Source organism: Chryseobacterium sp. OSA05B, from assembly GCF_019970065.1.
Taxonomy (GTDB): Bacteria; Bacteroidota; Bacteroidia; order Flavobacteriales; family Weeksellaceae; genus Chryseobacterium.
This window is the reverse complement of record NZ_JAHXYH010000008.1, coordinates 1-25,902: the sequence shown is the minus strand read 5'-3', so window position 1 is coordinate 25,902 and position 25,902 is coordinate 1. Positions and strand designations below refer to the sequence as shown.

Here is a 25,902-nt window from a genome sequence, read left to right as displayed (position 1 = left end):
TTTACCGTTTCAAAATGTTTCTGGTATACTCGGTGGGTGACATTCCGGTAAATTTTTTAAAAGCTGTATTAAAGGCTGTCTTGGAATTAAACCCCGAAGCAAAAGCAATTCCAACCATATTGAGCCTTTCCGTCTTTCCGGAAGCCAGGAGTCGTTTTGACTGTTCAATTCTTTGGCTGTTGATATAATTATAAAAATTGTTGCCCGTGACTTCCCTGATCATATAAGAAGCATCGTGGACACTGATTCCAAGCCTATTTGCTAAAATGGGAAGACTTAGCTCATTATCTAAGAAAATGTTTTCTTCATGCATCAATTTGTTTAGCTCTACGGATAACTCAGATAACTCTGCTTTGTTAAGTCTTGCTTTTTTTTTAGGAGGTTCGTATGGGGATATTTCAAGGAGAGAAGGGTTCTCTATTAATTGCTTCGTATTAAATTCAAGAGTATGGTGCTGTTTAATAGAATAGCTGGCAAGAAAAAAAACAGCGCTCGTATATGCGATTGGCATTGCTTTGAGCATTAAGGTTTGGCCAATTAAGGCGTCATTTATCCAGAAAAACAGTACAAAAGTCAATACCAATAAAAAATACCCAAGCCAACTGTAGTTTGTTTCTGAGGCAGATGTTTTTAAGATACGCAGGTTTCGTTTATGGTGGATTAACACAAGATAACTTAGAATAATATATACTGCCAACTGTAAAGGTAAAAGGTCACGAAGTAGGAAATCTGTAGAACCTATGCTGAAAATTTTTATGACCATAGGGTTCGTACTGCTCGGAAATCCAAGAAGTACAATTACTAAAAAAATCAGGAATGGCAAAAAATGGAGCAAGTCTTTCCTGCCAAAAGATTTATTAGGATTTACGAAACTTACTGTACTTAGAAAAAGACTTGGTGCCATAATAAACTGAAAGGAGTTAAGACCTATTCTGATCTGAGTAAAACGTTCCGCCCATTCTCCGAAACTTATTTCTAAAAATGAGATTCCCATCAGAAAGAAAAACACCGCCAGCCATCTGTTAGCCTTTAAATTTTGTCCCCAAGGAGAGAAAAAAAGCAAAAAGCTCCAAAGGAGACAGCCACCAGCAGAAAAGCACATCAGAAAGGCATTCATGTAAAGTAATATTTAAATATTCCTGAATAAAAGTACAAAATCTTGTAAAAATAGGAAGAGAAATAGTATTTCTTTTTATATAAATATTTATTAAACAGTATATTATAGTATTGTGTTGCCGAAATTTTTTTATACCCACATAACCCAGAGAAATCGAGGTAAATATGTTCTTGTGGGTAAATACGAACAGTCAGATGTAAGTTGGATGGTAAATTTGCAGGTATATCAAAACCATTATGAAACGTAAAATTTATATCATTCTTTGGATAATTACAGGGATGATAACTGTCGTAGATTATAAGGCATGTACGATATTTATGGCCAATGACGGAAAACATGTTTGGGTCGGTAACAATGAAGATGAGATGCCCTCGCTTACCTACAGGTTATGGTATTATCCCAGGCTCAGGAATCAATATGGTTATATGATCTGGACCGAACTTTCATCTGATGAAAAGATAAATCATCTGATGTACAAGAATCCACAAGGTGGAATGAATGAATATGGACTGTTAATGGATTACACCGCAATAAATGAGATTCCGTTCACAAGGAAACGGAATAGACTGGACAGAAGCGAGGAAGTAATAACCGATGTGCTTAGAAAATGCAAAACGGTAGATGAAGCTATAGACTATATTTCAAAGTTTAATCTTGTAAAATTGACCGCGGCACAATTATTTGTCGGTGACGCCAAAGGAGATTATGCGGTTGTTCACGGGAGTTACATCATGAGGCGGACAACCAGAAATTTTGCACTTACCAATTATCCTGTTAGCAACCATTATGAGCCTTGCGTGCGTAGAGATACTGCACTCCGGTATCTGTCCGTAGAGAAGGATTATTACTTAAAAGATGTGGTTTCTTTACTGGAAAAAACTGCACAGACAGATACTCATGATATTGTATCCAACTATTCAATAGCTGCAGACTTGCGATCCACCAGAATTCACTTATACTACAAAGGTGATTTTTCCAAACCGGTTATTATCTCGTTAAAAAAAGAATTGAATAAGGGTGTACATCAACGGGACATGGCCGCTTACTTTTTGTAGCAAGTAAGCAACAGGTGGTGTTCCCATGGAGTAAGCATATTAAAATTACATTTTCCGGCTATATCCTAGCTAAGTGCATGATAGTAAACTTTTCTGAGTTAGATAAATCCCCAAATATCACATGCATGCTTTCTGTAAGATGTTGTATTAAATTTTATCTTTTATTTGAGGATAGATTTCTTTTTATGTCTTTCAACTGGGTGCCAGAACCAATTGAGATTTTATCAAGCCAGCATCAACTTATAATTACTGACATTCTCTTGGCAAAATCAAAATTTAGTGTCATGAAATTTCCTTTAGGAAGAAAATGAAAGACATTATCTTGATGTAACCATTCCGAGGAATGGTTATTTTAGTCTCTTTAATGTTACTTGGCTGATAGCACCGGAACCGGTAGCACCTGCGCTAAAAGCTTTTACCGTACAGGCAATTCCAGCAGAAGCAACTATCCTAAATGAATAGGTATGTGTAGAATTCATATCAACAGATGTTATCACTGTGTAGGTTTGTCGTCGCAAATTAGAGCCAGTAACTTCGGTTGCCGTGTAAAGATCATTACCTCGCACAACCCAATCCCCTGTTGTATCATCCCAAACTCCTATAACGGGATTTGAAGCTGCAGTTTGGGATAGTTGCATATTTAGTATAACCTGATAAACACCACTTGAAGATACAGTAAATGAGTTAGTAGTTGCTGTACTATTGTATTTACCTTCATTGTCAATAATTTCTACATTAAGATTTCCTATAGGAGTGGCTACCGCGCTAGAAATCGTAAAGTCAGCTGACAATTGGGCGGTTATCTCCTGAGCTATCAATAACTGTCCATTGACTGCGATTACAGTACCATTTGAAGTTGGTACAATTCCAGCTAAACTTTGCCAAGTGGGAGCAACACCCGGACCGTTGGAAGAAAGGAATTGTCCAGCTATACCTGCATTTCCGGCAGTTGTTGCATTCCCTCCAATGCTCAGCTCATTCGTTACCTGCAAAGTACCATTGACATGCAGGTTTTTTTGAGGAGTGATAGTTCCTAAACCTATTCTGTTATTGGCTGCATCAACTGAAAATGTAGTACCGTCAACAGAAAATCCGTTGGCAGCATTATTTCCAGTAAAAGATAAAGGAAATGTTCCTTGCGATACGGTTCTTGCACTTGTCAACACGCCATCTGTATTGTAGATATTTGCATCTGCAGCCATCGTGGTCCATGTTGGTGCTGATCCTGCGCCTCCAGAGGTAAGAACCTGTCCTGTTGTCCCTGCGCTGCCAGCAGTAGATGCATTTCCTCCAATATTGAATTCATTGGTTAACTGTAAGGTTCCGTTTACATGCATATTTCTCTGAGGTGTCGTTGTGCCTATCCCTAATCTATTATTAAGTGCATCTAAAGAAAAGGTATTTCCATCAATAGAAAATCCATTTGTGACATTCCCTCCCGTGAAAGTCAAAGTATTAGTTCCTTGGGTAACAGTTCGGTTATTTAAAAGAGTTCCGTCTGCATTGTAAATGTTATTATTAACACCTCCTGACACTGTTGTCCATGTTGGTGCTGATCCTGCGCCTCCAGAAGTAAGAACCTGTCCTGTTATGCCTGCATTTCCCAAGACAGATGGACTTCCCCCCACTTTTAAATCATTGATTAGTTGCATATCTCCATTCACTACCAACTTGCTCAACGGTGCAGTTGCACCAATTCCTATCCTACGATTAGTTTGATCTATGGACAGTATAGAGTTGATTTTATTTTCAGTACCAGAGACCGCATTAAAATGTAAGCCTTCCGCTATCGTGAAATCTGTGCTTTGAGCAGTTTCATGTCTTATATTAATACCATAATTTGAGTCTAATTCTCTAAATTCTAAAATACCACCTGCACCATATGAATTACTATTTGACTGAAGTCTTATATTAGGGTTTTGCTCTGTGGTTTTATTACCTATTTCTAGGGACGCCACAGGAGTTGTTGTTCCAATACCAACTTTATTATTAGCCGCATCCACTGACAATGTTGTTCCGTCAACAGAAAAAGAATTATTAGCCGTTCCAATAAAAGCTAAAGTATTAGAACCCTGAGTTACAATTCTGTTCCCTGTGAGTAATCCGTCCGTGTTATAAATATTACTGGGAATACCTGCAGACGTTGATAGCTTCGTCCATACAGTTCCGTTATAATAATAGTATCCTGTAGCATCAATATTCACTGCAATTCCAGTTTGAGTTCCTGTACTGATGTTATCAACATACAGAAGGGTTGAAGTAACAACCCCGCCCATAGATTGGGCACGCTGCCTATCCACTCGTGGTATGATTAAACCTTCTACATTGGTTGTTATTCCAGTAGGGTTTTTAGCAGCTATTTCCAGCGAAGCCTTTGGTGATGTGGTATTAATTCCAACTTGTGAGTAGGTGTACGTAGGAAGTAATAAAATTCCAAGTTTTAAATAGTTTTTCATAGTATGAGTGTTTGGTTATTTTAATTATATACCAGTTATAAAATTCAGCTGTTATACTAAAGCTCAACTCTTAGTTAGTAAGGTAAAATCGGGAGATTGTTAAATGGTTATATCGTGCATTATGAAAATGGAAAGCTCCTTATTTCTACTAGTCGCGTTTATCTACTATTTAAGAGTGAAAAAATTACAAGTAGTGAGTACTATTAAATAAGAAGTGGAAAATTTTAATTTTCATTGTTTCTTTGTTTTTACATTCAGTTTGAGTACAAATGAAGTGATAAAACTAAAGTTTCAATAAAAAATAGCCCCTCAATAGGCCCTCTAATATTGAAACAAATTAAGATCCATTTGATATCTTGTAATAATTAACTATACAACTTTTTAATATGAGTGTACAGAGATCAATTCAGTTTGTTTCCAAATAGAAACATAGGGAATTTTGAAAAATTTAATCTATTATCCTTTTGAATAGGCTTTTTTTTCTAGAACTAGTGGGCTTCATTAGTAAATTTATAATGTTTTGATTATCAATGTTCTTTTAAATAGAGGGCTAGTTGGGGGATTCTTTTTTTTGCTGATTTTCGATTTTTAGTTTGATTTGTAATGCATAAAATGATTAAAAAACAAACAGTTTTAATTTTAAAATATAATCGATGACAAATTTCTTTTCCCTCAATTTCAATGGTAACAAGAAAGTTATTAAGAACAAGTTTATTTTATTAACAGTACTCTTATTCGCTTTTTTTTCAAAGGCTCAACCATTCGGATGTACGAACAATAAATTATATCTTTCACAAGGTGATACATTATATGATATAGATACGTCAACTAACCCTTTCTCCTATATTCCTATTGGAACCTCATCTAATGCTTATAATTCTATTGGGATTAATCCACTTAATGGCATTATGTATGGTATGCAAAATAATACAAATACTATTTTGAGGATCAATTCCAATGGTACTTCCACAGTTCATGGAGCAGTAACAGGCTTGCCTATTGCAACTTATGTAGCCGGAGAAATAGATAATTTGGGCAATTATTATGTGAAAGACAATACTGCTAATAGCCCCATCTACAGAATAAACTTGACAACTTTAATAGCTACACCAATTCCTCTTTCTATTCCTTCTAATTTACCTGATTTTGCATACAATACCATAACAGGACTTTTATATGGTATTGAGCTTGGCGGGCCCTTAAAGTCTATTAATCCAGCTACTGGCATTGTCAATGTAATAGGTTCAGGGGCGGGCTTTAATTATGGTGCAACTTTCAGTTCTAATTCAGGGACATTTTATGCTATTAATAATGCAGGATTAGGTTTTTATCAATTTAATCTTTTAACAGGAGAGCGTGTTCGCATTTCTGATGCACCAAATGGTATGAGTCTCGATGGTGCGCATTGCGTTACTTCGCCTATTATATTCAATACTGACCTTTCTATTACCAAGACGGATGGGGTTTCAACATATATACCCGGGGGTACAACTACTTACACGATCGTGGCCCGTAATAATGGACCTTTTGGAGTGTTAAACGCGAGGGTCTTAGATAATGTCCCATCTGGAATTCCGGCTTCAAACATGAGTTATAGCGCAGTGACATCAAGTGGTTCTACCACTTCTGTTTCCGGAACGCAGACCGGCACTATCAATGATTTAGTCGGTTTACCTAACGGAGGTACCATAACCTATACGGTAGTAGTAAACGTTCCCCTTTCTTACACAGGAAATCTTCTGAATACTGTTACGATTACTGCTCCCTCTAATGTAACAGAAGTTAACAATACTAATAATACCGCTACAGATACTGACACCCAGTCAGTATGTTATAAAGCAGCAGTTACAGTAGGGACGCGTTTGACTTCTCCTATGGGGATAACCTCTCTTGGTCGAGCCGGGGCTCCTTCAGGAGGGGCCAACTGGCCAATGGTAAGAAATGGTGCTTGGACCGTTTTGGAAGCCAAAACTAAAGGCTTTGTTCCCAATAGGCTTACTTCAGTACAGATTGCAGTGATTCCCGCTGCCAATCTGGTGGAAGGAATGATGGTGTATAACATTACACTGGACTGCATTCAGATTAATACAAACGGAACTTCAGCAGGATGGGCATGCTTCAACACTCAAACCTGCCCTACTAATTAATAATAAAAATATATTTAAAAATGAAAAATATCTTCGTAATCATATTGACCTCATCCTTTGGATCTCTTTTTTCACAAGTTGCTATAGGGAAGACGTCTGTTTCTTCCGTATCTGTTTCTCTGGAATTTGGAGTAGCTAACAGAGGAATAGTATTGCCATGGGTAACATCAACGGCAGCTGTAACGGCAGCTGTTAATGGAACGATGGTTTATGATCTTAGCGATAAAAAAATTAAGATTAAGTATGCTTTAGGATGGAAAGATCTCTCGATAGATACTTCAGGTACAACCATTGATCCTTTAACAGGTTTGGATGGTGTGACTATTCAGAATATAGCAACAGAAAACCCATTTGCAAAAACATCAATTGGTACTCCAACTTCTACTCCAGGCATACTGGTCTTGGAAGATGCCACTAAAGCGATGGTACTGCCGAAAGTTACCAGTCCGCATATCAATATTATAAATCCATCTCCAGGAATGATGGTATATGATACTTTTAATAAGCAGTTAGCTGTTTTTAATGGTAGGTCATGGAGTTTCTGGAAGGAATAAAACGTAAATAATCAAAAATCAATAAAAAGTTTCTTCATATTTGAAGCAGCTTATACTATTTTGCATTTAATATATCTACGCTCCACAGCATTAAAAGTTTTTATATTGTGTCCAATGAAATCAGAGAATTCATAATTTTCTATTATTAATGAACGTGATTTTTACATATCTCAGTATTTAAGTATAATTATAACAGAATTTCAACGGCAAGAATTATTTTTTGATTGTATTAATAACATATGTTAATGACATATGTTGTAAATCTTCTCTATTTATTGAAAATAAATAAATAATTATAATTTTTTTTTGATAGCTAAATTCATAATTTAAAAAAATCATAATTTTTTTTAAATCGATTGAAAATTATAAGATTATTCTTATTATCTCTCATTAGAGATTTAATTTTGATTCTTTTTTTACCAATAAGCCACTCATAATGACATAAGTTACAATAAAATAAATCTTTCGGTTGTGATGTTTTTAATGTGAATCACTATTTATGAGATTTATAAAGTTAAAATTGGTTAAATAAATGTGTTATGTGTTTTAATTTGGTGTATATTTTATTAAATAATTAATTTTTATTATTATTTATTTATATCTTAGCAACAGTTAAATCACTAAAAATACTGGATTCTAGAAACACATTATTTTTAACAATACTACATGGGGATCATGAGGATGTAGTATTGTTTTTGTCAGGTAGTTTTTGATTGTTTGTCAGGTATATAATCTAAGTACTAAATGAATGAAGAAAAATACTTTATTATTATCTCTGATCATTTAAGGATTTGCTTTGGGTCAGGCTATAATCAATATCACTGATACTGTTGTTTTCCTGAATATTAATGTTGAAAGCAAAAAGGAAAAGCTTTTTGGGGACATTAGGTATATATGTGATATCAGGGACAGTGGAGGACGATAGTTACTTCACGAGAGAAGTATTACATTACTGCATGCTAATTTTCAAGTTAGTTCTTCTGTATTGAACTTTCTTACAAATATTCTAAAGCTTTTATTGGACAATAAAAAGCTAAAAGTAGGTCTGGAAATTTGGAAAATTGGATAGCTTTTGCTTTTAACCGGACCAATCTACTAAATTTTGTCATAAATAGGACAAGTAATTAAATGGCAAGTAAAGTAAAAGTTTCAGGGGATAGAGCTGATTGATGTAAAAACCATTGGAAGTCACTTATCATGTGAAGATCGAAGAGTAGTCCATTAAGGTATTAAAAAACAGAAGTTGACTGGTGTGGAATAAAAATAAGAAAAATGAATTTTAAAAGTACACTTCTATTAATCTGTCTATTATTCGTTTCAGTTTACAATGCACAGAATTATACGGCTTATCAAATAGACAGCTTACAGAGTGCTGGATATAAGAGATTGAGTAGTGTGGGGGATTATAAGGGGATTGTTTTACAGCAATTAAAGCTTATTGAGAGAGCAAAAGTAATTCATTATGATAAAGGTGAAATAGCAGGATATCTTAATATAGCCATAGTACTACGCGTTATAAATGACAGTAAGAACAGCTTCCGTTTTTTGGAAATTGCAGAAAAAAAATTGGAGAATTTTAAGGATAATGAATTGAAATCACGTCTTGTTTTTTTTTATGGGACGAATTATCATTCATTAGGACTAGATAGGGAGGCTATCCAGAGTTTTAACGAATCTTTGGAAATTGCTCGCAAAATTAAAGATTCAAAGGTAAGAGAAAATATGAAATATCTGATCTATGATTGGAAGCTATCCTCTTTCAGTAATTTAAATATCATTGATTCTGTATATATTTACGAGCGGAGGTGTTTGAAATTTCCAAAACCTATGTTGTTTATTACAATCGCAAAAAGGCATTTGAAAAATGGGAGTATAGATTCTGCAGATTTTTATGTTCGTAAGGCAAATGATCTTCTTTTAACCAAAAAAGTTCCGATTGAAGGAAAAGCAAATGTATTACGTGCATTTGGAGAATTATCTATTGCGAAAAAAGAATATAAAAAGGCGCTGGTATATCTCAATGAGTCCCTAGAAATTACTGAAAAGATGGGCTTTAAAAAAAGAAACCTTGAAGCCTATAAATTAATTACAGATGCATACAGATATCTTCATAATACGGAGAAAGAAAATGAATATCTGTTAAAATATTCAAAGCTGAAAGATAGTCTAACGAATTCTGAAAGAAATATTTTATATATCCCCATATCTAAGTTTCTTGCTAATCAAGATAAAGATGAACAGAAGAATATAAATAGCCTGTATTATATTATTATTTTTATATCCATAAGTATATGTATAGTAATTTTTGTTTTTTACAAAAAATCATCCATTATAAAAACACAAGCTGCAGCCAAGCTTCTTTTAGAACAAAATCAAAATAAAGGTCTTCAGCAAAAGATTAATGAATCATTTGCAGAGGTATTAAAGATGGCGAAAAATAACAGCCCTCAATTCTGGACCCGTTTTCAGGAAGTATACCCGGATTTTCTTGGCAAAATGCTTTTGGCAAATTCAAATTTGAAAGTTTCAGAACTGACCTTTTGTGCTTATATTTATCTTGGCTTTTCAACCAAGGAAATTGCTGAGTACACTTTCAAAGCTGTCAAGACTATTGAGAATAATAGATATAATCTTCGGAAAAAACTGAATCTATCCCCTGAACAGGATCTCGCCATATGGATGCGTGGTTAGTTGTTTGTTATAGTCAATTGTTTTCCAGTTTTTTATTATTGCCCTAAATAATTTGTGTTACCTATTTAGAACAAGCATTATTATTCGGTTTTAGTTTATTTTGTTTATTTAGAGTATCTGTTGAGGGCCTTGTTTTTGTTGAACTTTTAATTTTTTTACGTTATTTGTAGATAATGATGTCATTTTAAAAATTGCTTATATAGCTTTGAACTAAAAGAGTAGTGAAAAAATGCAAGAATAAATTTGGTAAAAATCTATATTTTAACTTTATAGTTCGTAGTACTGAGAAACAAAATAGACACTTGGTTTCTCATTGACTTTCAGGATTATTTTGATCATCATATTTCATTACTTTCCTTACGATTAGCGGACTGCTTACTTGTAATATAAATGATATTATTTACTGAATCTAAATCAAAAAAATAAGGATTAGTTTACAACGCTAAAAAATTCAACAAAAAATACCGTGATGATTTTAAAAAATTTGTTTTTAATAAGTTTGCATAGGAATTTTCTTTTTTTTGCTCAAATGAGCAGGGTAGGAAATAATAGAAAAAACTCTGTATGGGCCGATGTTATAAACTCTGATCATTTATTATTAATGTTATCTTTTCCATTACTTCATAATCTGTGTATTTAGTCTTCAATGTTATTACTTAACGAAACAAATGAATTTTAGAAATACACTATTCTTAGTCTCTATCTTATCTATTTCACTCCTTAAATCACAAAAATACACACATTTACAAATAGACATTTTACAAAATGAGGGTTATGAAAAATTAATTAAGAAGGGGGACTACAAAGGAATTATTTTACAGGAAATGAAGCTTGTTAAAAGAGCAAAGGCAATCCGTTATGATAGAGGTGAAATAAAAGGATATCTTAACATAGCTGCCTCATTAAGAATAATGAATGACAATAAAAATAGCTTTCGTTTTCTTGAAATTGCTGATAATAAGTTGAAAAAATTTCATGATGATGAATTGAAATCGCGCCTAGTTTTTTTATATGGAACCAATTACTATTCACTCGGTCTTCATAAAGAGGCCATTCGAAGTTTTGATGAATCTTTTCAGATTTCTTATCATATAAGAGCCCCTGAGATCAAGGAAAAGGCGATATATGATATCTATGACTGGAAACGCTCCTCTTTTGAGAATCTAAATATAATGGATTCTGTCTACTTCTATGAACGAAAGTCTCTGCGGTTTCCAAAACCTATGCTATTTATTACGATAGCAAGAAGACATTTAAGAAATGGAGATATAGACTCTGCAGATTATTACGTTCGCAAAGCAAATGACCTCCTCCTCACAAAAAAAGTTCCTATCGAAGGAAAAGCAAATGTATTGCGTGCATTTGGGGAATTATTCATAGCAAAAAAAGAATATAAAAAAGCTTTGGTATTTTTGTTTGAGTCCCTTAAAATCACTCAAAAAAGCGGATTTAAGAAAAGAAATCTAGAAACATATAAACTGATTTCTAATAGTTATCGATATCTTCATAATACAGAGAAAGAAAATGAATACTTGTTAAAATATGTGCATTTAAACGACAGTTTAACGCTTGTTGAAAGGAAAATTTTAAACATTCCCATATCTAAGTTTCTTGATGATCAGATAGAAGATGATCGGAAGAGTACGGAAAGGCTGTATTATTTCATTGTATTTTTATCATTAAGTGCTTCATTTTTTATCTTTTTCTTTTATAAAAGGTCAAATACTATAAAAAAGCATTCAGCAGCCAAACTTCTGTTAGAAAAAAGATATAACGAGGCTCTGCAGCTCAAGGTTAATAAATCATTTTCTGAAGTATTAAATATGGCAAAAAGTGGACACCCTCAATTTTGGACACACTTTCAGGAAGCCTATCCAGGATTTCTGGGTAAAATGCTTGAGGTTAATGCCAATTTGAAAGTTTCAGAACTGACTTACTGTGCATATATATATCTTGGTTTTTCAACAAAGGAAATTGCCGAGGCTACTTTTAAAGCTGTAAAAACAATTGAAAATAATAGATACAATCTTAGGAAACGACTCAATCTATCCCCCAAGCAGGATCTTGCAATATGGATACGTAGTTTTATTAATAATTAACAATGGGTATTAGCTTGTTGAAAATTAACAAACTGCTGAATATATTTTCAAAGCTTTCTATATTATTAAATAGGAAATGAAATTTTTGGAAAAAACTATTGATTCTCTGAAAAGGATTTTGCTAAATAGACATGTGGTTGGTTTTAACGCTTTGATTATCATGTTGTTTTGGTAATGGAGGGCCTGTTGAGGGGCTCTTTTTTTTGTTTTAAATCCCATTTATTACTTCATTTGTACTTCAATTCTAATAGGTATACTACTATATTTTCAAATGATTATGACATCAGGAAAATGTAAGATAGAAAAAAGATTATAACTGTTCTCTTGCTTTAACAGGTGCATTTATCTAATTTAAAATGAAGTATGTATTATGCCTCAAAGCGATCTGTGCATATAGAGCTTACTAGTATTACTTTTCATGGAGGGTAGAATAAAATTTTGTTTATCCCATAATATGCAATTTCTAAATCTGACAGTTGAAAAGTATAGCTTATTGTACATCAAAAAATTAAAAACACAATTCTATTATAAGAGTCTAAATTTAAGGTATGAATGCTCATTTTAAAGATATTAACATTGGCTTACTGATCAGGGAAAGGGTTTCTGAACATGAAATAGAACTAATTAGGATTTGTAATTTTTTTAACTGTGAAGAATCTGAGATTGAAAAAATGTTTTTAAAGAAAGATTTATCCACTGATATTTTATTAAAATGGAGCAAACTGTTGAAATATGATTTTTTCAGATTGTATTCCCAGCACCTTATTTTGTATTCGCCACCTGTGAAAGTAGGTAACAATACTCTATCTCGTCAAATTAAAAATGGAGTGAGTCTCCCGGAATTTAGAAAACACATATATACTGCTGAGATCATTGAATTCATTTTAGGACTTATCAAATCAGGGGAGAAAACAAAGAAACAGGTGATATGTGATTATGATATACCCAAAAGTACATTACACAAATGGATAAATAAGCATTATTAGAATAAACAAATGAGTTAAAATAACGTTCAAAGCTACAACCCTTATGAAACCCAATAAAAATCCAGATTACAAAAAAATTTATAGTGATATTCTGCAATTTTTACATCCTGAAAAAAATGAAGCTTGTAAATCATTCATGTCCAAAGATATTTTTTCTGTTCAGGACGTAATTAAGATTAATACAATTATTTTTGGAAAGAGGACAGATACTAATTTCTCTCAAAACCAGAAATACCGATCATATGATGAACGGGCAATTTTAGAAATTCTTGACTATCAAAAAAAACACAAATTAAACAATATGCAGTTAGCTCAACACTTTAGTCTTAGCCGAAATACAGTAACTAAATGGAGAAAAATATTTAACAATTAACGGCTTTCTTAGTTATAATAAAGGTCATCAATCATTAAACAATAAGGACAGGATCATCATCGAATACTTTTATAACTGATTTAATGCAGTTAGTTTATTGAAGTAGCTGAATTTTCCTATATTTACTTTGATGGTGCCGTAATATCGAAAGTTAACTAACTCGTTATATCCTAGTACGAAATTTTCTTAATTTATTTTCAGTGGAAAATTTAGAGAGCAAAAATATGATATTATGAAATATTTTGGAGTATCTCTAAAATATACAGCTAAGTCAACAACTTTCTACTACCAATGTACATCTTTAATTGTTTAGATATGCTATGATAGATAAAAGTCACAGCTCATAACTAAGGAATTCTCTATATTTGTTTATTAATGAGGGGCAATAATTTTAAGGCGCCTAAAAAAGCAATGGAAATGAAATCCATCATACTATCTGTATTTATTACTTTTTTTTCAGTAACACTGGCTTTTTCACAGACTTCTGAAAGAAAATTTGTATCCATTAACAAAAAGCGAATCGCATATAAAACTTTTGGCCTTGATGAAAGAAAAGCTAATGAACCCATAGTAATCTTTGAAAGTGGTCTCGGTTCGGGAGGTGGAGGTTATGGAAGTTTGTTTCCTTTTATTCAAAAGAGTTTTGCAGGGATAGTTTATGATAGGAATGGAATTGGAGATTCAGAAATAGATACTTCCATAAAGACAGATGAAGATGTTATAAAAAGGCTTCACGATTTATTGACCACTTTAAAAATAAGCCCACCCTATCTATTTGCAGGACACTCTATAGGTGGACCATTTATACGTTTGTATGCCTCAATATATCCGGATGAAACTTGCGGCCTGTTTTTCATAGATCCCACAGATTTTATGCTGACAAAAGAGGAAGACAACAAAGTGAAAATAAATACATCAAGCTCTACAGGTTATAGGGAATTATTTGTGATAAATCTTAAAAACATCATAAATGATCCATCAACATCAGATGGTTTTCGAAATGAGGCTAAGAGAGTACTAAATGAAAGTTCACCAGAATTCTTTAAAAAATACAAATCCTTACCACCTCTTAAAGACATTCCTGTAACTGTAATGATTTCATACAACAAGCATATTGAACATTATGAAACAGAAATGAACGAAAATCTGAAGCTAGGGATCAACTTAATCCCATGGTGGAAAGAGTTGGATGAATTAAGAATAAACCATTATGCAGAGATGATAAAAAATAACAGCAATAGCAGGCTCATATTGTTGCCGCGTTACAGCCATGGAATACACCAGCAAGATCCCAAAATTGTAGCAGAAGCTTTGATCGATACATACAAAAACGGTCTAACTTTCCTAAAAAGTAAGTAGTTTTTTTTTGATAAACCCTGTTAAGCCAAGATCATTTCTTAACAATTCGCTTTTATAAAGAAATGGAAAAGAAACTAATTCTTTTAATGGTATTAATGACTTTTTTTACATCTTATGGGCAGAATAATCTCTCCATAACTGACCTGAAAAGAATTAATATTGAAGAAATTACAACAAAGTTCGATATACAATGTTATTTTGATGATACGATGCTATTAAAGAAAGATGAATATGCTGTTGTTAGAAATACAAAGCTGTTTATTAAAAAAAACAAGAAGAAAATAGTATTTATTATAATTTATCTATCTGGTCTCCTAAGAGAGACACATTAGCCAATTTAGGTACAATTAATTTTGATTATATTGAAGGGCTTACAAATAAAGAGAACTCTTTTTTTGGATTGGTATTTAAAAGTACGAAGGAACTAAATGAACAAACCTATCAAGAAAGGGTGAATTATCTTAAAGGTAAATTTGGGATACCGAATTTTCAATTTAGAGAGCCCGTTTGGGATTTAGTTGGCCCCAAACTATATAGTTGGAGATTGAAAGAATTTATTTACATAGTTCATCTCGATGGGCAAAATGGATTATGCCTTCATTTAATCAACTTCGAAAAGTTTAAGGAAGTACAAAAGGTAGAATTAGGCTGGCGATTATTAGATATATGATTTCGCATGTATGTCCATCCAATTCCAAATAATCAGTCGAAACGGAAGGTTAAAAATAACTGTAAAATATAAATCTCAAAAGGCAGAAACAAATTATGGAGGAAGAAACTGCATTACTTGGTTTATTACAGAATTACCTTTTGGAGATGGTCCATATATTTTCAATGGTTTACCTGAGTTGATTGTTTCAATCCACGATTCAAACAAGGAATATTCATTTAATTTGATAAAAGTCAAAAGAGGCGGGTATTTTTTTAACGCACATACAAAAACAATAAAAATTGATTGGAAAAAATATGAAACACATGTAAAATCATATTTTTAATGATCCATATGATGTAAATTCAAAAGTAAGGAAAACAGATGCATTTACCGACCTGAATGGTAATAAGATGGATATTTCTATAAAGAGTAAAGAAATGCAAAATAATATTTTACAAGAAAATAATCTAATTCAATTAAATCACAAAATAAACTATAAATAAAACTCCTGCTTACATAGTATTGAAGAATCATTCGCTACGTTTAGTGGTTCTTGAACTAAAGTTTTTCGAAATCCAGTACTTTGCCAATACTTTTTCCGTTATAGATGAAATTAAATCTCAAAAAACGATTAATTAGATGAAAAAAATAGTAATGATCTTATTGCCGAGCCTGCTGGCAAGCTGTGATCCGGGTTATGCCATAATTATTGCAAACAGATCCGCCAATAATATATATTTGGAAACTGACCCTCCAATAGAATCTCGTTTTTCTATGATAAAAGATTCTACATATAATAGTATTATATCGAAAAAGGTTTTATCTTCAGATGTAACTAACAGATATCAATTGGAATCAGATCAGAAAATTAGATTATTTGGTAATGTAGGATTTCCATCACAAAATTTTTTCCCATATAAAAAAATTAAAATAATAAAAGGATCAGATACTCTAAAAATTGATAAAAACAATCTGATGCAGAAAATTTCGAAAGGAAAAAAAGGTTTTTATTATATAAATATAGAGTAATTCAGCTCCTTGAGATCGTAGATGCTTGCAATAGAAATTAACTATGGTTTCTACTTTGATATTGCTTGGAAGAAAATCCTTTATCAGTAACTAATATTCCGCCTTGGGGCTTCTATCCCTTAAGAATATATTCATTAACTTCTTTTTCTAAAGACTCTAGAATTGGATTTGAAATTACTTTGTAGTACATATTGATATTTTTTTTCAATATACAAATAATCCAAATACAGAAATTACGGTTTCCCTTGAATGTGTATGTGATCTTCAAAATGATTACTATGATAATTATGACCATAAAATAAGTGAATAAAATAACCCCTGTATTGGCAGAGGTTATTTTATTTTGGAAGCATAATCATTCTGTAATTAGTTCCTTCTCTTATTTATATTTTCTTTTCATCGGCCATTCTTAAGGAGAGGTTCAGGGAATGTTCAGAGGAAAGAAACTTAAGAATAGCAGATGAAGAAATTCAAGGTAGGGTGACGGCGTATGTTGATGGGCTGGTGAATAGGAACGGGAAGAAGTGTCAGAGAAATATTAGTTTTGATTAGTACATTGAGGACAAAACAAGATTGCATCACTAGCCCTTTTTCAGTAACATCTCCTTTGATTGGTTTTTATGCTCCTTTTTTCGATTAACTAATGAACTGAAGGAACATAATGAGAGTTTTGAAAGATTGATATCCCATAACATTTCATTCTGGTTATCGATAACCAGCGTTTTGTCATTCATATCAAATTTCTCCACAAAACAATAATAAAGCAAACGGGAAATCATAAGCAGAGTTCTTTTCTCCTTGCGGTTGAGCCGTATATAAAGATACTGGTTATCACCTTTGCCCATTAAATTAATAGACATTATCTGTTCTTCACCGTAAAAAATGTTATGATCAGAAGTCCAGCCACTCAATCGTTTTATTCTTCCTTTATCTGAAATCATATACCGATGTTCAAATTCTGGTAAGGGCTTCCAATGTTCCTTTGGAAGATTTTTAATTGAGAGATTCAGACATGCAGGAGGATTGTCTTTATCAATGGGAGGCCTGCCTAACTTTTCCCACAGAGAATGGTTAAGGATAGGGTCTGGATTAAGTGTTTGATTTGCTTTCTTCGATAGAAAATCTTTTTTCTGGGGCGAATAGTCTTTTAAAAACCACCGGAAGCCACCTGCAGTAAAACTTTTCTTTTGCAGGACATACAAAATATTTCTGCAACCAAGACCAAGAGCCTTATCTGCGTCATAAATACTTTCAAAAGTCTTTACCCAATCACCTTGCACCGTATACTGCTTGACCGGTTTCTGGTATTCAATATTTCGGTTTTTTACCCGGTTTCTTTCAACTGCCATAACAGATTTTTCTCTGCTTGATAGCATTTGTAAATTTTTATAATACAGATGAAGACTATTACCGTCTTTATAAGAAATAACAACTGAAGTGTTTTTTAGATTGAACTTTTCCACGAAATAATAGTAGACCAGGCGGGCTACAGACTTATTATAATGGATGCCTTTGAATGATAAACTGCATTGTACACGATAAAAAGAGTGATTAAGATATTTATTAAAATACTTTTTGAATGACGGTTTTTTAATCAGTTCATATTCTTTCCGGAAACTGCCATTGGGAAACTCTGTCCAGCGCTCAAGACTTTTCACACGTCCGAAATTGGAAATGGCATAACTGTCAAAATCCTGAATAATCTTCCATTCTTCTCCGGGAATATCTTTAAGGGAAGTATTGTAAAGAACTTCATTTAGGTAGGGGTCTTCTATGTCTGGAAGTGTCTTCATAGATTGAAAAATTTCTTTTATTGCTGTTTCTTTTCTGTAAGCTAAAGTTTTGATTGAACAAAAATAAAAATTACGTTCCGGAAAAACAGGCAATGTGGTAGTGTGGAAAGTTACGTTAATTGAGAATTTAATCGTATAACTTACTGAATGGAGTTTTTGAGACCATATTTTGGGAGTATTAAAGAGTAATCTTTTCTGATGTTTTTTTACAAACTTCTATGTCTATTGTAACATCAAAAGGAATTCTGGTTGATGGATTCTTGATGAAATAATCTTTAATACGGACATTTTTGGAATATCTCTTTAAAAATTTTAAGTTGCTATAATACGACAGGTTTTGTCGTTGTGTTGGTATACCTTTGTATTATTGGGAAAAAGCACAGAAAAACATAGGTAAGTGATAAAATTTATATTAAATCTTATACTAGAGACTTGTAAGTGTGTTAAATAATGTTAAATTTGTCGCACTATTTATAAAACTAATATTAACTTAAAACGCAAATAGATGAAGAGATTCTATTCCGGTGCATTGACCTTATGCACGGTTCTGGGGCTTTCTGCCCAGGAAGTATTGTGGCAGAAAGACATTAAATCTTCTACACAGAATTTTCTAAGCCAGGTGACCACGACTATTGATCAGCAATATCTTATTTCCGGAAGCTCTATACAGGGCAGTAAGCTTCAGGCTGAAGGCAGTAAGCAAAATAACGGTTACGATTTCCATTTAATTAAACTGAACCAACAAGGTGAACAGGTCTGGGAAAAATATTTCTCAGGACAGAATCATGACTACCTCTCAGCTTCTGTAGCTACTCAGGAGGGAGGATTTCTTTTGGCCGGAACTTCTTATTCCGGAAAAGGACTGGATAAAAAAGAAGATTCAAAAGGAGGATCTGATATCTGGCTCATCAGAATCAATGAATTCGGAGATGAGCTTTGGCAAAAAACATTGGGAAGTGCTTCTGATGAGGAAGCCAGATCAGTTATTCAAACTACGGATCTTGGATTTTTTGTCGCTGGAAATGTTCAAAACTCATCTAAAGGGTACGGATCAAAAGATGTTTGGATCTCAAGATTGGATAAAAATGGTAAAGCGCTTTCCGAAACTGTTCTGGGTGGAAAAGGTTTGGATGAAGTTGAAAAGATGATTCCTACGAGAGATGGAGGAGCATTACTGGGAATTTACTCAAGGAGTTCCGATATCCGGGTTTCGGGTTCTACAGATAAATCATCTTCGGCAACCTCGTATCCCGTATCCCGAACCTCTAAATCTACAGAAAACTTCGGTGAAGGAGACTACTGGATCGTCAAGCTCGACAAAACCGGAAAAGTAGAATGGGAAAAGAATTTCGGAGGAAAAGGCGATGATCATATCAGAACATTGGCCTTAACATCAGCGGGATATGTAATCGGTGGAGAATCCAGATCTGAAAGGTCAGGCAATAAAACGGTAGGAATTGAGGAAGGAACGGACCTATGGTTGATTTCTTTAAATGAAAGAGGTGATGAGATCTGGCAGAAATCTTTCAATTTCAAAAACAGAGATATCTTAATGGGTATGAGTGTCCTTCATTCTGCAGATGACAAATCTTCAAAAGGAATTCTTTTAGGTGGCTATACACAGGCAGAAGGAAGGATAGAAACAGATGATGAAACGTTCTGGATGCTATACCTGAACCAAGACGGAAATGAGCAGTGGAGAAAATACGTCAAAGGAGAATCCAGGAAGAAGGAGGAAAGACTTTCAGATATTAAGCTGAACAGAGACGGCTCAATTATCCTTGCAGGCACCAGTGCAGAAGAACTTGGAAAAGAGAACTGGAAAATTGTAAAGCTTGGAGACAGTCAGATCAATAAGCTGATCGAAAAACAGGACATTAAAATCTATCCGAATCCGGTATCCGATTATGCTTACGTGGAAATAGGCTTTGAGTTTAAAGAAGCGGATATTATGCTGTATGATATGGGTGGAAGGCAGCTTCAGAGCTTTAAGACGAAGAATAAGGTAACGAAGTTGGGTACTCAGAATCTGATTCAGGGGGCTTATCTGGTGACGATAAAGACGGATGGGAATAAAACAGCAAATGCGAAATTAATTAAGAAATAAACTCAGATGAAAAAATTCATATTAAGTGCTTTTTTATTGACTGCTCTTTTAGGAAATATCAGCATTTTTGCACAGGATAAAGTAGGGCTTCAGAAAAACGATTACATAACCAATGGCGATGCGAATGTATTTCAGGGAATTCCCAACATAGGCTTTCCACTATTCAATGTAGCTGTACCTACTACAGGTATTGGTATCAACTTATCTTTAAGCTATACCTCAGAAAGTGGTTCTTCTCTGCACATGACCAGCGACGTAGGAAAAGGATGGAACCTTTCCAACATTGGAAGTATAGTAAGAAACAAGACAAGGGTTGATGACGATTTTCATATTTCAACCACCCACACCAATGAAGCTTTATCTGATGTATATTACTACAGTTATCCGGGCGGCAATGGAAAATTTTATATAGGAATGGATAAAACCAGTCAGGAACTGACGGGCGTTCATACCATTCCCTCCAATGATAAAATTATAGTAACTAAAGATCCCGTAAAACCAAAGCGAGTGCAGTCATTTACCATTGTAGATACCAAAGGAAACCGCTACCTGTTTGATAAGATCAACATTGATAAAATATATTTAGGAGACGGATCGGATCTAAGCGTTGGTGGTAAAGCACTAAAAACAAAATTTATCAACAGTGGTTTTTTCCTGTCTAAGATCTTTAATGTTAAAAATGAAGAAGTTGTCAATATTGAATATCTGACCACTACACAGGCTACTACATGGCCTGCAGGTACTTTGCAAAATCAAAAGATCAAAAAAATAATGGTACACGGAGTCGGAAGTATAGAATATTTGTACGCCGACACTGGCACTCCTATCAATCTGAATTCCTCAAAAGATCAAGACTGGTACAGGCTCAACAAGGTTGTATTAAAAGATACCCGAAACCAGATTGTTAATCAGTATGCATTCACTAGGGGAGTGTATCTTAGAGAACTGATTAATCAGGATAAAAACAATAATCCGGTTCAGAAATTTTCTTTTGAATACAATAACGAAAGCAGCATCTCTGGTCCGGATATGCTTACCGATATGTATGGTTACCCTTCTTATTATCTTGCCTGTGACTTAGATGGAGGCGAACTGCGTACGCCCTATGAGATCAACCGTAATACAGTCAGCTATGGTGCATTAAAGCGTATTATCCTGCCTACCGGGGGAATCACTGAATACGAGTTTGAATCTCATTCAACGGCGGGAGATCCAATCAACTGTTCAGGACCTAATTGCCCCTTTGACAATTATGATTTTGACAAAATTTACACATTAAATTTTGATACAAAAATAGCTGATCAGTATACCATTAACTTACCTGCTGGTTATCAGAAAAAATTCTTTGTAAAATATAACTATACTCTTCATCCTGCTGCCCCGGGGCATCCTGGAATTGATTATGAAATAAAGTATAAAATTAATGATGAAACAGGAGAACAATTAGTAAATCCACTTAATGGGCAGGACTGTTCACCTAATTTAAAGCGATTTGATTACTTTTATTCTGCTACCTCACTCGATGTTAAATTTTCAGGGATAAAAAAGGGATATGGCACGGTGGAAATCTATGCACCCAAACAACAGCCAAAAGATAAAAATAGGTATGGATATGGGCTCAGGATTAAAAGTATGAAAAATTTCAATCCGGGATCTGCTACACCTACCAGTTATACTCGCTATGAGTATGATACGTTTACCGACCCACTATTATCAAGTGGAGGAAGTCTTGATTTATCTGAAAAAGTGCTGTATATAGATGAAAGTCCAAAACCAAGTTCCCCGGTAGGATATTTCAATATAAAGGTTACCAATATGATTGACGGTAGTTATTCAAAATATTATTTTGCTGCACCAAATGAACTGCTCACTTTACCATCCGCTTTCCCTAGTTTGGATGACAAGGATATGAGAAATTATCTTTTAACCACTGGGCTTTTACAAAAAAGAGAAGATTATAGCGGCACCAACCAGCTTTTGCAAAAATCTGAAACGCAATATGAATACAAAGAAGTACCCTTAAGCAATATTAATTTCTGGGGGAATACGGTGAAAAAGATGAACATATCCAAACAGTCTTCTTCCACAGAAACTTATATTGCCGGAACCTCTAAAAAACTGGTCAGCAGCTCGGAAAGTCTTTTTGATGACAGGTATAATTACATCACCGCATCAAAAGAAATCCTTTCTGATGGAACTCTTATAGAAAAAACACTGCTCTATCCTCAGGATAAAGGAGTTCAGAAGCTTCTCACGGCCAATATGGTAGATATTCCATTGGAAACCACTATAAAGAAAAACGGCAAGCTGATAGGTAAGGCAGAAACAAAATTTGAGGATCCTTCTCATGTATATCCTACATCCGTTACGAGCTACAATATGCAGACGCAGGCCCCAGTAACCAGTGCGACACTGGATATTTATGACAGCAAAGGAAACCTGGTACAGACTACGGCTAAAAATGGAATCCCAACTACAACGATTTGGGGATATTACCAAAGTAAGCCCATTGCTGTTATTCAGGGGATTTCTTATGCACAAATTGCGTCACTTTCTGCTTTAACAGCTGCTGTTGCAGCCTCTGATGCTGATTTTGATAATCCTGCCAATGAACCCGCTCTTTTACAGGCCCTTGAAAACCTGAGAAAAGATCCTGCCTTGAAAGGATATGCAGTGACGGCAACCACTTATGATCCTATGATTGGGGTGACCAATTCCATTTCTGCCAATGGAATTAAAACAATGAATGTTTACGATTCGGCGAACAGACTTATCAAAGTAACAGATGCCGCAGGAAAAACATTACAGGAGTATCAGTATAACTACAAACACTAATCATGATGAAAAAGAATAAAATAGTCAATCAATTTTCAGCATTGAAAAAGAAAAAGAAAAGAGGATATTTTTCACTTTTTGCTCTTCTCTTTTCACTCACTGTTTCTGCACAGACCACGCTCAGTACAGCTGAGAATTATGTATATACCAAGAACTGCCTGGATGCAGACTGTGTGAAAAAAGCAGAAACCGTACAATATTTTGACGGGTTGGGAAGACCTCTCCAAACTATAGCCATTAATGCTACCCCACAGGGAAAGGATATGGTAAGCCCGATAGAATACAACCCACATGGAAAGCAGGTGAAAAGTTATCTTCCCATTCCGCAGCAGACTGCCGGCGGAGCCTTTTACCAAACACCATTCGCCAATGTTTCAAATACGTACGGAAATGAGAAAATCTATTCCGAGAAAGTATATGACAACATCTATACAGACCGCATAAAGAAAGTGATCCCGGTAGGAGAAGCATGGGCACAGAAATCTGTCGAGATGGGCTATGATACCAATGCCAATGGAGAGGTAAGGAAATATATGGTAACCACAGAAAACTGGATTGAAGGAAGAACAGATTCAAAGATCACTTTATCTGGAACCTATGCTGCCAATCAGCTCATGAAGACTTCCATTACCGATGAAGACGGGAATATCACTACAGAATTTCAAAACGGAGAAGGACAGACCGTTCTCGTAAGGAAAAATGATGGTGAACACGATGTGGATACCTATTACCTCTACAACGAATTTGGCCAGCTGGCTTATGTCATTCCTCCATTAGCAGTGGCAAATACTGCGCCGGATCTTACGGTACTCAGCAACCTTTGCTACCAATACCGTTATGACGGGATGGGTAGAACGGTAGAAAAAAAGCTTCCGGGAAAAGGCTGGGAATTTATAGTGTATGATAAACAAGATCGGGTTGTTGCTGTACAAGATGCGGTGATGAGAAACAAAGGACAGTGGCTGTATACCAAATATGACCGTTTTGGACGAGTTGCATTTACCGGAATCAGTACAGGTGGCGAAAGATCTACGGAACAGGGTATTGCCGAAGCATATGGAAATAATAATGCAACCAGAACTTCAGGTGTTTTCTTTAACCGGGAGGGAATGGATGTTTATTATGATCCTAACGGAACGTATCCCGGTGTTGGTTGGGTAAAACTTTTGTCCGTTAATTACTATGACACTTATCCTTCATACAGTTTTAATCCTGCTTTTCCCGGAACAATACTGGGAGAGCCCATTATTACGGATGCACAGAATGCTTCGGTGAATACTTTGGCCATGCCTACCCTAAGTCTTGTGAAAAATATTGAGGATGACAACTGGACCAAAAGCTATCTCTATTACGATGGTAAAGGAAGAATTGTAGGCACTTATTCTATCAATCATCTGGGTGGCTATACGAAAACGGAATCACAACTGGATTTTGCAGGTGTAACAAAACAGACAAAAGTCTATCACAAAAGACAAAACATAGATACCGAAAGGGTCATCTCTCAGACATTTGAATATGATAGCCAGAACCGTCTGAAAAAACAGTGGCATCAGGTTGATGGTCGTGCATCAGAACTGATGGCAGAAAACACCTACAACGAATTATCTCAGCTCTCTAATAAAAAAGTGGGAAACAACCTTCAGAGCATCAATTACACGTATAATGTAAGAGGTTCTTTAATTAAGGTGAATGATCCTGCTAATCTCGGAACTCAATTATTTGGCTATGAAGTAAAGTATCAGAATCCTCAAAACACATCCGTTTCTGTAGGAAAATACAATGGGAATATTTCAGAAGTGATTTGGAAAACGGCTTCCGATCATATTGTAAGGCAGTATAACTACCAGTATGATGCATTAAACAGATTAAAAAAAGGAACCTATTCCGAACCGGGAGCATCAGTTCCACAAAACGGTATGTTTAATGAGACGGTAGTATATGATGTGAACAGCAATATCACTTCGCTTCAACGAAACGGGAAAAGTGTTTCATCATCTGCACAACTCATTGATAATCTTACCTATAATTACAGCGGTAACAAGCTCAACTCCATTACAGATGCGTCAGGCAATTACAACGGCTATCCTGATACATCCGGAAATACAATTTCCTACGACGACAATGGTAATATGAAAGACCATATTGACAAAGGTGTTTTAAAGATTGATTATAATATCCTTAATCTTCCTGATTATATAGAATTTGATAAGCTGTATGTTTCGAGGGAATATCCCGACCTTTTTTTTAATGTGAATACAAAACACCTGTACAGGGCAGACGGAACCAAGCTTCAAAAGACGTATACTTCCGGCTCCGGAAAAACAAACACAGAAACCGTAACGATAACTGACTACCTGGATGGTTTCCAGTATGAAAGCAGGTATACAGGAACCAGGACAGCACCTGTATTAAAATTTGTGCCTACTGCTGAAGGATATTACAATTTTGAAAATAATAAGTATATTTACAGCTATACCGACCATCTGGGAAATGTACGGTTAAGCTACTCTAAAAACACATCTGGCAGCGCAGAAGTTCTTGAAGAAAACAATTTTTACCCGTTCGGCTTAAAACACGAAGGCTATAATGCACTCACCGGGAACCCTGCCTACAATTACGAGTACAACGGAAAAGAGCTGCAAAAAGAAA

16 protein-coding genes are annotated in these 25,902 nt (G+C 34.6%); 13 read left to right on the top strand and 3 right to left on the bottom strand.

Going from position 1 to position 25,902, the window contains the following annotated elements; translation table 11 throughout:
* Position 1 precedes the first annotated feature (1 nt).
* Complete coding sequence (locus tag LC419_RS21860; RefSeq protein WP_223609337.1) at positions 2–1,117, bottom strand: AraC family transcriptional regulator; 1,116 nt, start codon at positions 1,115–1,117, stop codon at positions 2–4.
* 236 nt (positions 1,118–1,353) lie between these two features.
* On the opposite strand from LC419_RS21860, the gene LC419_RS21855 reads away from it, so the two are divergent.
* On the top strand, positions 1,354–2,172 hold the full coding sequence (locus LC419_RS21855; protein ID WP_223609336.1) for a hypothetical protein: 819 nt from the start codon (positions 1,354–1,356) through the stop codon (positions 2,170–2,172).
* A 347-nt stretch (positions 2,173–2,519) separates the two neighbouring features.
* Here LC419_RS21855 and LC419_RS21850 read toward each other — a convergent pair whose 3' ends face one another.
* A complete protein-coding gene (locus LC419_RS21850; protein WP_223609335.1) occupies positions 2,520–4,472 on the bottom strand; it encodes a hypothetical protein in 1,953 nt (650 codons plus the stop codon).
* 1,073 nt (positions 4,473–5,545) lie between these two features.
* Between LC419_RS21850 and LC419_RS21845 the strand changes: the two genes are divergently transcribed.
* The 9 genes from LC419_RS21845 (at position 5,546) to LC419_RS21805 (ending at position 16,518) form a co-directional block, all read left to right on the top strand.
* Positions 5,546–6,775, top strand: a complete 1,230-nt coding sequence (locus LC419_RS21845) for a DUF11 domain-containing protein (protein WP_223609334.1) — start codon at positions 5,546–5,548, stop codon at positions 6,773–6,775.
* Positions 6,776–6,795: 20 nt separating this feature from the next.
* Positions 6,796–7,329: a hypothetical protein gene (locus LC419_RS21840; RefSeq protein WP_223609333.1), complete on the top strand. Its 534-nt coding sequence runs from the start codon at positions 6,796–6,798 to the stop codon at positions 7,327–7,329.
* Between the two features lie 1,272 nt (positions 7,330–8,601).
* Positions 8,602–10,020, top strand: a complete 1,419-nt coding sequence (locus LC419_RS21835; RefSeq protein WP_223609332.1) for a LuxR C-terminal-related transcriptional regulator — start codon at positions 8,602–8,604, stop codon at positions 10,018–10,020.
* A gap of 668 nt (positions 10,021–10,688) precedes the next feature.
* Positions 10,689–12,119, top strand: a complete 1,431-nt coding sequence (locus tag LC419_RS21830; RefSeq protein WP_223609331.1) for a LuxR C-terminal-related transcriptional regulator — start codon at positions 10,689–10,691, stop codon at positions 12,117–12,119.
* A 548-nt stretch (positions 12,120–12,667) separates the two neighbouring features.
* Positions 12,668–13,105, top strand: coding sequence for a transposase (locus LC419_RS21825; protein WP_223609330.1), 438 nt, complete (start codon positions 12,668–12,670; stop codon positions 13,103–13,105).
* A 43-nt stretch (positions 13,106–13,148) separates the two neighbouring features.
* The gene (locus LC419_RS21820; RefSeq protein WP_223609329.1) at positions 13,149–13,478 is read left to right on the top strand and encodes a helix-turn-helix domain-containing protein; all 330 of its coding nucleotides are present in this window, start codon (positions 13,149–13,151) and stop codon (positions 13,476–13,478) included.
* Positions 13,479–13,895: 417 nt separating this feature from the next.
* The gene (locus tag LC419_RS21815) at positions 13,896–14,837 is read left to right on the top strand and encodes an alpha/beta fold hydrolase (protein ID WP_223609328.1); all 942 of its coding nucleotides are present in this window, start codon (positions 13,896–13,898) and stop codon (positions 14,835–14,837) included.
* A gap of 680 nt (positions 14,838–15,517) precedes the next feature.
* On the top strand, positions 15,518–15,832 hold the full coding sequence (locus LC419_RS21810; RefSeq protein ID WP_223609327.1) for a GLPGLI family protein: 315 nt from the start codon (positions 15,518–15,520) through the stop codon (positions 15,830–15,832).
* A gap of 296 nt (positions 15,833–16,128) precedes the next feature.
* Positions 16,129–16,518, top strand: a complete 390-nt coding sequence (locus LC419_RS21805) for a hypothetical protein (RefSeq protein ID WP_223609326.1) — start codon at positions 16,129–16,131, stop codon at positions 16,516–16,518.
* A 581-nt stretch (positions 16,519–17,099) separates the two neighbouring features.
* Here the strand turns inward: LC419_RS21805 and LC419_RS21800 are convergent.
* A complete protein-coding gene (locus tag LC419_RS21800) occupies positions 17,100–18,311 on the bottom strand; it encodes an NUMOD4 domain-containing protein (protein WP_223609325.1) in 1,212 nt (403 codons plus the stop codon).
* Between the two features lie 505 nt (positions 18,312–18,816).
* Here LC419_RS21800 and LC419_RS21795 point away from each other — a divergent pair.
* The 3 genes from LC419_RS21795 to LC419_RS21785 all read left to right on the top strand — a co-directional run.
* Positions 18,817–20,418: a T9SS type A sorting domain-containing protein gene (locus LC419_RS21795; RefSeq protein ID WP_223609324.1), complete on the top strand. Its 1,602-nt coding sequence runs from the start codon at positions 18,817–18,819 to the stop codon at positions 20,416–20,418.
* Between the two features lie 6 nt (positions 20,419–20,424).
* Positions 20,425–23,253 (top strand): hypothetical protein, encoded by a 2,829-nt coding sequence (locus tag LC419_RS21790; protein ID WP_223609323.1) that lies wholly within the window; start codon positions 20,425–20,427, stop codon positions 23,251–23,253.
* A gap of 5 nt (positions 23,254–23,258) precedes the next feature.
* Positions 23,259–25,902, top strand: a 2,644-nt coding sequence (locus tag LC419_RS21785) for a DUF6443 domain-containing protein (RefSeq protein ID WP_223609322.1), incomplete at its 3' end; no start/stop codon positions are given.